10 protein-coding genes are annotated in these 12812 nt (G+C 74.0%); 3 read left to right on the top strand and 7 right to left on the bottom strand.

What is annotated here, in order from left to right; all coding sequences use genetic code 11:
- On the bottom strand, nucleotides 1-737 hold a 737-nt coding region (locus FM076_RS16005; protein ID WP_173871390.1), incomplete at its 3' end, for a hypothetical protein.
- A 289-nt stretch (nucleotides 738-1026) separates the two neighbouring features.
- Here FM076_RS16005 and FM076_RS16000 point away from each other — a divergent pair.
- Nucleotides 1027-1470 carry an ATP-binding protein gene (locus FM076_RS16000; protein ID WP_173871388.1) on the top strand — a complete coding sequence of 148 codons (444 nt, stop codon included), beginning with the start codon at nucleotides 1027-1029 and terminating at the stop codon, nucleotides 1468-1470.
- A gap of 8 nt (nucleotides 1471-1478) precedes the next feature.
- Here FM076_RS16000 and FM076_RS15995 read toward each other — a convergent pair whose 3' ends face one another.
- The 3 genes from FM076_RS15995 to FM076_RS15985 all read right to left on the bottom strand — a co-directional run bounded on the left by FM076_RS15995 (nucleotide 1479) and on the right by FM076_RS15985 (nucleotide 6262).
- The gene (locus FM076_RS15995; protein WP_243274529.1) at nucleotides 1479-2612 is read right to left on the bottom strand and encodes a PP2C family protein-serine/threonine phosphatase; all 1134 of its coding nucleotides are present in this window, start codon (nucleotides 2610-2612) and stop codon (nucleotides 1479-1481) included.
- A gap of 116 nt (nucleotides 2613-2728) precedes the next feature.
- Complete coding sequence (locus FM076_RS15990) at nucleotides 2729-4168, bottom strand: aminopeptidase P N-terminal domain-containing protein (protein ID WP_173871387.1); 1440 nt, start codon at nucleotides 4166-4168, stop codon at nucleotides 2729-2731.
- 321 nt (nucleotides 4169-4489) lie between these two features.
- Nucleotides 4490-6262 carry a PP2C family protein-serine/threonine phosphatase gene (locus FM076_RS15985; RefSeq protein ID WP_173871385.1) on the bottom strand — a complete coding sequence of 591 codons (1773 nt, stop codon included), beginning with the start codon at nucleotides 6260-6262 and terminating at the stop codon, nucleotides 4490-4492.
- A 746-nt stretch (nucleotides 6263-7008) separates the two neighbouring features.
- Here FM076_RS15985 and FM076_RS15980 point away from each other — a divergent pair.
- The gene (locus tag FM076_RS15980) at nucleotides 7009-7734 is read left to right on the top strand and encodes a bifunctional DNA primase/polymerase (RefSeq protein ID WP_173871383.1); all 726 of its coding nucleotides are present in this window, start codon (nucleotides 7009-7011) and stop codon (nucleotides 7732-7734) included.
- 300 nt (nucleotides 7735-8034) lie between these two features.
- Nucleotides 8035-8571, top strand: a complete 537-nt coding sequence (locus tag FM076_RS15975; protein WP_173871381.1) for a hypothetical protein — start codon at nucleotides 8035-8037, stop codon at nucleotides 8569-8571.
- 237 nt (nucleotides 8572-8808) lie between these two features.
- Here FM076_RS15975 and FM076_RS15970 read toward each other — a convergent pair whose 3' ends face one another.
- The 3 genes from FM076_RS15970 to FM076_RS15960 all read right to left on the bottom strand — a co-directional run bounded on the left by FM076_RS15970 (nucleotide 8809) and on the right by FM076_RS15960 (nucleotide 11781).
- Nucleotides 8809-9807: a DUF5926 family protein gene (locus FM076_RS15970; protein ID WP_173871379.1), complete on the bottom strand. Its 999-nt coding sequence runs from the start codon at nucleotides 9805-9807 to the stop codon at nucleotides 8809-8811.
- A 276-nt stretch (nucleotides 9808-10083) separates the two neighbouring features.
- On the bottom strand, nucleotides 10084-10731 hold the full coding sequence (locus FM076_RS15965; RefSeq protein ID WP_180217781.1) for an ATP-binding protein: 648 nt from the start codon (nucleotides 10729-10731) through the stop codon (nucleotides 10084-10086).
- Nucleotides 10732-10998: 267 nt separating this feature from the next.
- Complete coding sequence (locus tag FM076_RS15960; RefSeq protein ID WP_180218359.1) at nucleotides 10999-11781, bottom strand: glycerophosphodiester phosphodiesterase family protein; 783 nt, start codon at nucleotides 11779-11781, stop codon at nucleotides 10999-11001.
- Between the last annotated feature and the right edge of the window lie 1031 nt (nucleotides 11782-12812).

The raw sequence follows: 12812 nt of genomic DNA, 5'->3' as shown, positions 1-12812 counted from the left end.
CGGCACAGGGCCCGGGCGGCCACCAGTTCGTCGGCCGCGGCGGCGGTGTCGGCCGACAGCCGCACCAGCCGCCACAGTGCCGCCTCGCCGCGCCGCAGCAGCCAGCCGAGCAGCAGCGCGGCACACAGGTGGGCGAGCAGCATCGGCGGGTCGAACATGCCGGCGGCGGCGCGTGCCGCGTCCCGCAGGCAGTCGAACGGGGTGTCGGGGAAGGGCACCGGGGCGGCGGCCTGCGCGGTGTGGTGCGCGGCCTCCCCCGCGCCGGTGGCGGCGTGCCCTGCGGCCTCCCCCGCGCCGGTGGCGGACGCGTGCCCGGCGTGCGGGTCGAGTCCGGCCCGGGCGACGACGCGGCGTGCCTCGGCCTCGCTCATGCCCATCGCGCTGTGGTCGCACAGCAGCTTCCCGGCCAGCGCCCGCACTCCGCCGTCACCGCCGAAGGCGCCGCCCGTGTGCTGCCGTCCCCGCGGCGCCGTGCCTGCGGTCCCCATCGAGCCCAGGGAGAAGACCAGGTGCAGGACGAACTGCCCCAGTGCGAGGAGTGCCGCGATACCGGGGAGCGAACGCTCCCGGCCGGCCAGCGCGGCCGCGACCAGGAACACACAGCCGAAGCCGAGGGCCAGCGGGCCCAGTGGGATCGCCGCGTCAGCGGCGAGGAGGTGCCCGGCGGCGGACACGGTGACACAGACCGCGGCGAACACCGCGGCCCGCAGCAGTCTCAGGTCCGCACCGGCAGTCATGGCCGCGCCATCATCTCACCGCCCTCCGCGCCCCGGAACGGCAGGGCCGGGACCCGGCGCCCGGCGGGGCCGCCGCCGCTTCGTCCGGCCCAACCGCCCCACAGGCGCGGCACGGCGGGTTCCGCACGCGGGGGCAGTGACACAGCCGCCGGAGCGGGTACGCGTACAGGCGCCTGTGGCCTCTACGGGAGGCGCTTCCGCCGTACGGGGGTCATCGCGACGGCGCCGCGTAGTGCCACGGCGCGCAGGCAATAGGTAACCCGTGTGTCGAGCCGCATGGAGGGTGAGCATGAGCAGCCTGTGGTGGTCTCTCCGGCTACGGCGCGAAGCCGCCAGTGTGCCGATCGCGCGGCACCTCCTGCTCTGCTCGATGGAGGCGGCGGGGGTCGATCCCGAGGTGGCCTACGACATGTCCCTGGCGCTCTCCGAGGCGTGCGCGAACGCCGTCGAGCACGGCAGTGCCTCCGGTGACCTGGCGGGTGCGTACCGTGTCTCGGCGTATCTGGAGGGCGACCGCTGCCGCATCGAGGTGGCCGACACGGGCCCCGGCTTCCCGGCCGGCTACGACCCGGCACGCTGCGCCAACGAGGCGGAGAGCGGGCGCGGGCTGTACCTGATCGAGTCGCTCGCCGACCACGTGCGGCTGCGCAACAGGCCGGGCCGGGGCGGCGCCGTCGTCAGCTTCGACAAGGTGCTGGCCCGCCGCGACGGGGCGCTGCTGCCCGCCTCCTGACGGCGGCCCTAGGCGGCGCCGGCGGGCTCCTCCCCGGCGACGGCGGCTTCCTCCCCGGTGTCGGCGTCGGCGGCGGTCCCGTCCGGCCGGGTGCGGCAGTCGCGGTAGCGCAGCAGCAGCATCGCCGCGTCGTCGTTGAGCGGGGAGCGCACATGCTCCTGGATGTCGCGGAGCACGGCCTCCAGCGCGCTCTCCGCGTCGGTGTCCTTGAGCAGATGGGCGCGCTGGTCGAGCGGATAGAAGTGGTTTCCGGCGTTCCGGGCCTCGGTGACGCCGTCGGTGTACAGGAGCAGCTGGTCGCCCGGTGCGAAGGGCACCTCGTGCGGGAGCGGCGGCTCACTGCCGTGCAGGCCCAGCCCCAGCGGCAGGCAGCGGCGCGGCGGCTCGGCGAAGTGCACGCTCCCGTCGTGGCGGACGGCCAGCGGCGCCGGGTGCCCGAAGTTGAGCAGTCGCGCGGTCCGGGTGTCCTCCCCATGCGGCACCTCCACCAGCACCGCCGTCACGAACTTCTCCCCCAGCAGGTGCCGGTCCAGCGCCCTCTCCAGACGCTCCCCCACCGCCGGCAGGTCCGGCTCGTCGTAGGCGGCCTCCCGGAAGGCGCCGAGCACCACGGCCGCCGTCTCCACGGCCTCCAGGCCCTTGCCCTGGACGTCGCCGATGATGACCCGTACGCCGTGCGGCGAGGTGACCACCTCGTACAGGTCGCCGCCGATCCGGGCCTCCGCGACGGCCGAGGTGTAGGAGACGGCGACCCGCAGCCGTCCCGCGCTGCGCGGCACCGGGCGCAGCAGCACCCGCTGGGCGGCCTCCGCGATGGAGCGCACATTGGCCAGCTCCGCCTCGCGCCGCTGCCGCATCGCCGTGGCCACCAGCGCCGCCACGGAGACGCCCGCCACGGATATCAGCGTGGCGTTGCCGCGCCGCTCGCCGAACTGGTCGTTGTAGAGGCTCAGCGCGATGGACAGCGCCAGCGCCAGCGCCCCGACCAGCGCGGTGCGCCGCTTGCCGCCGCTGAGCCCGGCGAACGCGGGGCCGAGGGCCATCATCGGCTGCAGTCCGATGCCGGGGCCGCCCGTCATGTCGGCGGCCCCGACGGCGGCCATGGCGAGGAAGGGAAACGCGGACAGCAGTCCGGTCCTCATCCGGGAGACCAAAGCGCGCTCTCTTCCTCGTCGGTGACTCGCTCAGCGGGCCCGCGTCGTCACTTCGTCTCCTGACCTCGCCGCTGTGCTCGGATTTTAGGTGGTTTGCCGGGATCTCAGGACCGGAGTCGCGCCATCCAGCTCTCGACCTCGGAGCTGGCGCGCGGCAGGCCCGCGGACAGGTTCCGGTTGCCGTCCTCGGTCACCAGGATGTCGTCCTCGATGCGCACGCCGATGCCCCGGTACTCCTCCGGCACCGTGAGATCGTCCGCCTGGAAGTACAGGCCCGGCTCGACGGTCAGGCACATGCCGGGCTCCAGCGTGCCCTCGGCGTAGGTCTCCCGCCGGGCCACCGCGCAGTCGTGCACGTCCATGCCGAGCATGTGCCCGGTGCCGTGCAGGGTCCAGCGCCGCTGCAGACCCAGCTCCAGCACCCGCTCCACGGGGCCCTCGACAAGGCCCCACTCCACCAGCTTGGTGGCCAGCACCCGCTGCGCCGCGTGGTGGAAGTCCAGGTACTTCGCGCCGGGCTTCACGGCGGCGATGCCGGCCTCCTGCGCCTCGTGCACCGCGTCGTAGATCCTGCGCTGGAGGTCGGTGAAGCGGCCGTTGACGGGCAGGGTGCGGGTCACGTCGGCGGTGTAGAGGGTGTGGGTCTCCACGCCCGCGTCGAGCAGCAGCAGCTCTCCCGGGCGCACCGGTCCGTCGTTGCGCATCCAGTGCAGCGTGGTGGCGTGCGGCCCGGCGGCGCAGATGGAGCCGTAGCCGACGTCGTTGCCCTCCACGCGGGCACGCAGGAAGAAGGTGCCCTCGATGTAGCGCTCGGAGGTGGCCTCGGCCTTGTCGAGCACGCGCACGACGTCCTCGAAGCCGCGCACCGTCGAGTCGACGGCCTTCTGCAGCTCACCGATCTCGAACTCGTCCTTGACCAGCCGCATCTCGGACAGGAAGCCCCGCAGCTCCTCGTCCCGCTCGGCGGTGACCTTGTCCGTCAGCGCCGCCTCGACCCCGGCGTCGTACCCGCGCACCACGCGCACCGGGCCACTCGCCGCGCGCAGCATGCCGGTGACCGTCCGTACGTCGGCGCAGGGCAGGCCGTACAGCTGCTCGCTCTCGGCGAGGCTGTGCCGGCGGCCGACCCACAGCTCGCCCTGGCCGTCGAGCCAGAACTCGCCGTTCTCCCGGTTGGAGCGGGGGAGGAGGTAGAGCGTAGCCGTGTGCCCGTCCGTCCCGGCGGGCTCCAGGACGAGCACCCCGTCCTCGGTCTGGTCGCCGGTCAGGTACGCGTACTCGACGGACGACCTGAAGGGGTACTCGGTGTCGTTGGAGCGGGTCTTGAGGTTGCCCGCGGGGATGACCAGACGCTCGCCGGGGAACCGTGCCGACAGCCTCTCGCGGCGCTCGGCCGTCCGCGCGGCCTGCTCGATCGGCTCCAGATCACGCTGCTCGGTGTCGGCCCAGCCGGACTTCATGTTCGCGGCCAGCTCGTCGGAGACGCCCGTGTAGAGGCCGTTCTTCCGCTGCTTGATCGGCTGCTCGCCAGCGGCGTCTGCCACGTCTGCCTCCTCTTTGACGGATAAAACCGCCTTCCATCGTATGGGCGGCAGGTGGCTGGTCCAGAGCGGTGCGGATGTGACGTTCAGCCGGGAGGGACCGGCACGGAAGAGACGGCACCGGGGCAGGGCGCCGTCCGCCCCGGGGCAGGACGTCGCCCCGGAGGGGGGCGGGCCGGGCGTCCGTCACAGGTTCGGTCCTCACGGGCAGCGCTTGAGCGGCCCTCGGGACCGGCCCCCCGGGGGACAGCGCTTCCGGATCAGCGCCGTACGGGGGATCAGCGCCGTACGGGGCCGACTCGTCCGCGCGGGCGCCGGCCGGCCCTAGAAGCGGGCCGCCAGCAGGACGACGTCCTCGGGGTGGTCGGGCAGATCGGCCAGCGGCTCCGGCAGGACGGTGCGCAGCACGTGGTCGACCAGCGCCTCCGGGTCCTCCCGCGTGGCCCGCGGCGCTCCCGCGGCGGCCGAGCGCAGGCGTGCGAACGCGCGGTCCATGGAGTGGCCGGTGCGGTGCAGCAGCCCGTCCGTGTAGCACAGAAGCGTTTCGCCCTCGCCGAGCACGATCTCCGCACTGGGGGCCTCCCAGCACGCCAGCATGCCCAGCGGCGCCGAGACGGCCGTCTCCACCGGCTCGATCCGCCGGGGCCCCACGATCAGCGGCGCACAGTGCCCGGCCCCGGCCAGCAGGACCTTGCGGGTGGCCGGCTCCGCGTAGGCGAACAGCGCGGTCGCCGAGCCGGCCGGTTCGGTCAGCCGCAGCAGCAGCTCCAGGTCGGACAGCACGGCGACCGGATCCTCGCCCTCCATCACCGCGTACGCGCGCAGGGAGGCGCGCAGCCGCCCCATGGCGGCCACCGCCGAGGGGCCGCTGCCGGTCACCCCGCCGACGGCCAGGCCGACGGCACGGTCGGGCAGCGGCAGCGCGTCGTACCAGTCCCCGCCGCCGGACGGGCCCGTACGGTGCCGCACGGCGAGCGTCACGCCGGGGAGGTGGGGCAGGGCGCTGGGCAGCAGCTCCTCGCTGAGGGTCGCAGACTCGGCCCGCGTACGGGCGAGGTCGCCCAGGCGGGCGCAGTGCTCGGTGGCGTGCCGCAGATAGCTGCCCAGCAGTTCTCGCTGGCGCGGGGTGGGTTCGCCCGGTTCGTCGTAGAGCCAGACGGCTGCCCCCAGCCGGGTGCCGGACTCGGTGGTGAGCGGCACCGCGTAGGTGGCCGCGTAACCGAGCCGGGCGGCGACCTCGCGGTGCCGGGAGCTGAGCCGCTGGTCGGCGGCGACATCGGGACAGGCGATGCCTCCTGGCGGCTCGGCTCCGGGGGCGGGGCCGGTTCCGAGACCGGGGCCGGGGCCGGGGCCGCCGTTGGTTCCGGGGCCGGGTCCGGGGGCGGCGGTGGTGGTCGTGGCGGCCGGGGGCGGGGTCGGTGCCGGGCGCGGGGTGGTGCCGGGCGCGGGGGCGGGCGCCGTGGGGTCGGGGCCGACGGTGGGACAGGGAACGGTTTCCAGCTCGCCCAGGTCGGCCCGGCCAAGACCCAGACCGATGGTGCGTTCGGGCACGAGACCGGGCGTGGTGCCGGGGTGGGTGCCGGGTTCCAGGACGACGAGACCGCGGGGGGCGCCAAGAAGCGCGGCCCCCGCGCGCAGCGTCTCGCGCAGCGCCGTGTCGAGGCAGTCGGTGCGTGCGAGGCGCGTGGTGAGGTCGAGGAGGGAGGACAGGTCGCGGATCCGCCTGCGGTCGGCGGGCGTGCCCTCGGGGGCGCTCCCGGTCGGGGAGTGGGCCGCCCGCGCGGACGGGGGTTTTGGGGCAGCGGATCGCGGGGCGCCGGGCCGCGGGGTGCCGGGTTCCGTGGCGTCGGCCGTCGCGGTGCCGGGCCCCGGCTCCGGGGATTCCGGGGGCGCAGGGGGGTCCGAGGACGCAGAGGAGTCCGTGGACGCCGATGACGCCGCTGACGGGGAGGGCCGTGCGGACTCGGCCCGGTCCGCCGTGCCGGCGGACGGGTCGGGGGACGGGTCGGCGGCGGGCGCGGACGGGGAGTCCGTCGAGGGATCCGAGGAAACCGTTGGTTGGATTCCAGCCACTTTCGGCAGGTGCGGGGAGGTCATGGGCGGCGGCTCAGACTGCGGGTGAACTGTCCCAATAGCATCGCAAACCCCCATGTCATGCTGCTCCGCTATCAATGCCACTACATGTACACATGCTGTTGGGGCATGTCCAGCACGTGCGCTGCGGTGCCGAGCATGTCCGGGAAGCCGACCCGGCGCACGGGGGCTGGCCGAGGCGTGAAAAGATTGGCCAAAAATCGCCCACTCACCATGCATACTGCTGTCGACTGAGGCCATTCGGCAGCGCGTTGGCATCGACGCTGCGGGTACGGAACCCTGTGGGAAGACACGGCGTCCTAGAGGGCAGCGGGCCCCGGCCCGTCCGCCCCGTCACGGGACTGCGCCAGTCACGGGATGGCACCAGGCAGCACGGACGCGGTACGAGCGGATTACGGGGGCACCTTCCGGCCGGTGGCCGGAGGAGGTTCTCGGCACGACCAGCAAGTACGAGCAGCATCGGCGCGGGTGGCAGTCCTCAGCGCGAGCGCCATGCGAGCGCCACTTCCCGTCACGTTCCACGCTCGGCCCGCGGCATGACGCGCTGTTCGGCACGCACGGTCATCACGTTGCACGTCACGTCATGAGCTGGGAGATCGATCGGCACGGTCCTTCGGTGACCGGTCGGCGAAGGCCGCTGGGCCCGGACCGACCGGCCCGGCGGGTCCGATGAGTTCGGCCAGTCGGCGTTGTTTGCGAAGTAGGCGTTGTAGGCGTTGTTCGGCGTTCACGGAAAGGAACGAGCGCTCATGCGCGAGATCCCCGGAAGGCGACGCTCCTCCCTCTGGGCCTGGGGACAGCTCCAGGGCCGACGGCTCAGGGTGCGGACCGGGCGGTACACCCACAGGTCACCGATGCGGGAAACGGCGCTGACAGCGGCCACGGAGTGGCGATGGCCCGTCGTCCCCGGCGCGGCCCTCCTGTTGGACGGACCGCGCGCGTCCGCCGCCTGCGCGTGCCGTGACCCGGAATGCGTGGTGCCGGGCGCACACCCCTTCGACCCCGTCCTGCTGGCGGCCACCACCGACGAGGCGATGGTGCGCTGGTGGTGGACCAACCGGCCGGACGCTCCGGTCATCCTCGCGACGGGCGGTACCGCGCCCTGCGCGCTGAGCCTGCCCGCCGTCGCGGGGGCGCGCGCGCTGGCCACCTTCGAGCGCACCGGCGTCCGTCCCGGCCCGGTGATCGCCACACCCACGCGCTTCTCCGTCCTGGTCGAGCCCTACGAACTGGAGGAGCTGGGCGAACTGCTGTACGCGCAGGACTGGGTGCCCAGTTCGCTGCGGTTCCACGGGGACGGCGGTTACGTGGCGCTGCCGGGCTCGCTCTCGGGTGCCGGAAAGGTGCGCTGGGAACGGCAGCCGGAGTGCGACGCGCAAGGGCGCCCGTGGCTGCCCCGTATGGAGACGCTCATCGACGTCCTGGTCGAGGAGAGCGCGGCGACGCCGGGCTCGGGCAGCCGGCTGTCGTACTGAGGACGGGGCTGTCGTACTGAGGACGGCCGGCTGCCGTACCGCGTCCTGGCGGCGTCCACGTCGGCGGACCGCGACCGGCCGGCACACGCATCGGCGGACCGACCGGTCGGCCTGCCCCCTGGCCGTCCCGGTCCGGTGAGATGTGTGTTCACTCGTACGGTTGGAGCCGGGAGGCATTGTGGGGGAAACGTCCCGGAGTGACGCGTTCGCGCGCGCTTGACCCCGGTATGTTCACCTCACCGGTCGGTCCGGTCTCTTCCGCATCTCTTTCCTCGCGTCTCCCGTCCAGGTGGGTGCCCCATGCTCCAGCCGCACCAGCGCATGTCCCGGCTCCACATGATCACGCTCGCCAGCACGGTGGCACTCGTCGGCGCGGTGCCGCTCGCGGCGGCGGTGGCGGGCCAGGACGCCCGTTTGGCAGCGCGGGCGTTCGAGGCCGCGCAGCCGAGGCACGACGGTTCCGCGCGGCCCGCGCACCCGGCCTCCGCATGCGGTCCGGAAATCGCCTCGCCCGCGGGTGTGAAGGCCCGCGCGTGTGTCGTCACCCGGGGCGAGGAGGTCTGGGCCCGCGCCTCCTACCGCAACGCCACCGACCGCCCTCTTCACACCGTCCTCACACTGCGCGGCCCCGACGGGCGGACGACGCGGGTCCACTGCACGGTGCGCGTGACCGCGGAGAGGAGCGTGTGCGAGACGCCGCGTGAGGACGTCGGAAGGGGGTTCCCGGATGCGGCGGCGCGGCGCGCCTACCTGGCGAGGACCGAGGTCTCCTCGCGGGACGGGGCGCGGCGACTGCTGCGCGCCGGGAGCAACTCGGCCCCGACCGGGGGGAGTTGAGGCGGTTGGCGGGCCGGCGCCCGGGCCCCGCACGCAAGAACCCGGTCGCTGGCGACGGGGGATGCACCAGCGACCGGGCTCCTAGAACGGTAACAAGAGATCGGCAGTTAGCAAATTCGATCGCTCGGATTCGGACGCCGATTTACCTGGGAGTAGGGCAAGTTGGACCTTGGATGTGACCGGAGTCACGGTCACGAGTCCTTCGCAAAGCCCCCGCCGAATCCCCCCTGACGCCCTTCAGTGCAGCGTCACCTGACGGTTCGTGAGACCGCTGCGGGCGCGGCGCTCCTCCGCCGTCAGCGGTGCCGTCACCGACAGCGCCTCGGCGAGCCGCTCGGCGAACGCGGCGGCGGGCTTCTCGCAGTCCTCGGCCGTCATCCCGGACGGCAGGTCCCACACCGGCACCGTCAGCCCGTGTGCCCGGAAGGAGCCCACCAGCCGGGAGCCGTCCCCTCCGGTGGCGCCCCGCGGCTCGCCCAGCGAGGAGGCCCCGGCCGCGTGCAGCCGTGCCAGCGCGTCCAGCAGCTGCTCCTCGGGATGCGGCATCACCCAGCGCAGATGGTTCTTCTCGGGGGCCTCGCACCAGTACGCGCCCTCCACCCCGGCCAGCCTGGCCGTGGGGATGACGGCCGCGTTGGCGCTCTCCAGCGACGCGGCGACCTCGCCGGCCGGCTGCTCGTCACCGTTCAGCCAGAACTCGAACCCGGAGTGCACCTCGGGCTCGAACGGCGCGTCGAGGTCCAGCAGATCCTGCAGCCGCGGACCCTGCGGGTCGGCGCGGCCGGCGTCCACCGGGGTGCCGGGTTCGGCGGCGAGCGCGCGCACCAGCGTGTCCGCCAGATCGCGGCTGAGGTCGCCGGAGGCGGTGTCGTTCTGGAGGCCGAGCATGACCTCGCCGTTGTCGCGGCGCAGCGCGGGCCAGGCCATCGGCAGCACCGTCGCGAGCGTCACCGCGGGAACGCCCTCCGGCAGCCCCTCCTTGAGGGTCAGCCGCGCGGTGGCCGCCGGGACCAGTTCGCGAAGGGCGACCCAGTCGGCCTCGCCCGGCAGCCCCTCGAACGGGCGGCGCACCAGCTCGGTGGCCGCCTGGGCGGCGGCCCTTCCGTGGCAGGCCTTGTAGCGGCGTCCCGAACCGCAGGGGCACGGCTGACGCGCCCCCACCACCGGGTAGTTCCCGCCGTCTGCCACCCCCGCGGGGGCCGCGGCGGCTGTCTGGGGTCGGCGCTTCTTTGCCATGCGAGCGGTTCTCCAGGTGTACGGCATGTGTGGGCGCCGCGATCCTAGTAGCTGCCGGGCGCGCACCGCTTACGGCACAGCGCGCGCGGTACGGGGCCCGTCCCCGGCGGGCGCCGACAGCACGCGCCGCGCGGCGTAGGGGCCACGCGGCGTGCGGCGTACGGGGCCGGCGCGGTACCGGAACGGTGCGGTCGCCCGGCTGCCGGAGCCGGCGCCTGGCCGTCGGGGCCTGGTGCCCGACCGCAGGGGCCGGTATACGACCGCAGGGCCGGCCCCCTACGTGAACTCCTCGGTGGTGGGGAGGCCGAAATCGCCACCCAAGGGGCCGCCGCCCCGGGGTTCGCCCAAGTCGCCACCCAAGTCGCCGCCCAGGGGGGCGCCCAGTCCCGCGTCGAGGCCGTCCAGGCTCGCGGCGACCCGTCCGCTGAAAGAGTTGCCGGGCCGCAGCACCGCCCAGACCGTCACTCCCGGGACACCGTCCCTGTCGACCGGGCCGTCCGGACCGGCCTGCACGCCCCAGTCGCGAGCGAGGGCCTTGATGATGGCGAGCCCTCTGCCGCCGCGCGCGGTGACGGACGGCTTGGCCGGAAGTGGACGGGTCGGCCCGCCACCGTCCGTGACCGCGATGGTGACATCGCCGCCCGCGTCCCTGCGCCACGACGCCTGGACCGTGGCGGATCCGGCGCCCCTCTCACGGCCCTCGGCGCCGTCGTGGCCGCCCGTCCCGTACGGAGCGCCCGCCCCGCTCACCACCGTCGATCCCTCGTGCAGCGGGCGCGCATGGCGGCACGCGTTGCTGAGGAGTTCGGACAAGATCAGAATCGCATCGTCGACCACCGTGTCGGGCGCTCCGCACGCGAGGAGTTCCTCGCGCATCCTGCGCCGCGCGACCCGTACACCCGACGGACCATGGGGCACGGCCATGGTCGACGAAGTAGGCACTTCCTGTGCCACCACCAACGCCACCCCCGAGACCTCCTTTGCCCCACGCCATCGGGATGAATGCCCCAGCAGGGTGCGGCGGAAACCGGCCACTCCCGTTCTCTTGACGCATCCGAGCGTCTGGAATAGGCGGTGAATGCGCCGGTGCACTCCGGAGGAAGACGGTCCGCGCAGGTCGGCCGGGGACGTGACCGGGGCTCGGCCGGGGGCCGGTGACCGGGGCGGGAAGGAGAGCGGGCGGGACGGCGGCTACGGGCCCGTGGTGCCGAGCCGGGCGCGGACCTGCTGCGGCCGGTTGGTGATGATCGCGTCGACCCCGAGCCGTACGCACAGATCGACGTCCTCGGGCTCGTCCACCGTCCACACGTGCACCTCGTTGCCCGCGCGGTGCGCGCGTGCCACGTACTCGGGATGGGCCCTGAGGAGGCGGATGCTCGGACCCGCGATGCGCACGCCGCCTGGCAGCCGGCCGTCGCGGTGCCGGGGGAGCAGGAACTGCATCAGGAAGACGGTCGGGAGGTGCGGCGCCGCCGCGCGTACCCGCTGGAGGGAGCGCGCGGAGAAGCTCATGACCCGTACGGGAGTACGGAGCCGGTGGCGGTCCAGCAGCTCCAGCAGCCGCTCCTCGACCTGACCCGCCCAGCGGGTGGGGTGCTTGGTCTCGATGGCCAGCTCCACGGGGCGCGGCGCCTCGGCCACCAGGGTGAGCAGCCGGTCGAGGGTGAGCACGGAGGTGCGTTCGGGGTCCGCCGCGCCCGTACGGGCGTCGGACGCGTCGGAGTCGAGTGCGGTGTCGGGGGACTCGTACGGGTCGGCGTGCCGCTCCTTCCAGGAGCCGAAGTCGAGTGCCGCGAGGTCGGCCAGCTCCAGCGCCGAGACGGCGCCGCGTCCGTTGGAGGTGCGGTTCACCCTGCGGTCGTGGACGCAGACGAGGTGGCCGTCCGCGGTGAGGCGCACATCGCACTCCAGGCCGTCGGCGCCCTCCTCGATGGCGCGGCGGTAGGCGGCGAGCGTGTGCTCCGGTGCCTCCATGGAGGCACCTCGGTGGGCGATGACGGAGGGGACGGAAGGAGGGCGGGCGAGACGGCGGCGCGGCCCGGCGTCGATCTCGTTGCTCACCGGGTTATCGTGCCACCGGAAGTGCCATGCACGCTGCGCAGGGCTTTGAGCAGGGCTTCCGCGCGAGCCCCGGAGTGCGTAAGTAGGCCGCGCGCCGGGCGTGAAGGTGGTGCGGGCGGGTGTCAGGGTGGTGCGGGCAGAGGTGACGGGCGTGCGCCGAGGGGCGGTTCGGTCCCGGCGCGCCTAGGCTGTGTTCTGTGATCGCGGAGTACGTGTGTGCGAGTGCGTGAGGCGTGTGGGTGAGGGCGCGCCGGCTCGGTGCGGGCGGCCTGGTCACCTCGCCTGCCGAGCCTGTGCGTTCTGCCCGTGTTGCCCCGGTGTAAAGGGGTGGGCATGGAGACTCAGCGTCGGCTTACGCCCGTCTGACGTGTGATGGGAAAAGCTGTCCATGGATACCCACATACGTGACCGCACCCGTCCCGGCGATGTCGTGTACCTGATGAGGAGTGAGCTGTGAGCACCGAGAACGAGGGCGCTTCCGTGACGCCTGCGGCGGGGTCGGATCCCACGCCTCCGGCGCCGGGCCAGGCCCCGTCGACCGGCGCCCCGACGAGCCGCGAGGACGGCGACTTCTCGCTGCCCGCCCCCGACTCGTCCGCCTCGTCCGCCACGTCTGCGGCCTCCCCCGCATCCGGGTCCCCGGTCCCGGACCCCGCCGCCGACCGTACGAGGAATGGGCCGGGCGTCCAGGACGCGGCCGTACGGGAGAACGAACGAGGGACCGACACGCTGGTGCAGACGCCGCAGGAGGCGTCCGCGGCCCCGGAGGCTTCGGAGGCCACCCGGGTCCTCCCGCGGCAGGCCCCTTCACCGAAGGAACCCGTGACGGAGGAGCCCGTGACGAGGGAGCCCGTGACGAGGGGACCTGATGCGGCGGCCCCGGCCACCCCGGAGCCCTCTCCGGCCACGGCGCCCCCGGCAGCCGCACCGGCACCCGCGACGGC

The sequence above is a fragment of the Streptomyces albus subsp. chlorinus genome (assembly GCF_013302895.1).
In the GTDB taxonomy this organism is placed as follows: domain Bacteria; phylum Actinomycetota; class Actinomycetes; order Streptomycetales; family Streptomycetaceae; genus Streptomyces; species Streptomyces chlorinus.
Note: the sequence above shows the minus strand (reverse complement) of the source record. Positions and strands in the feature narration are given on the sequence as shown.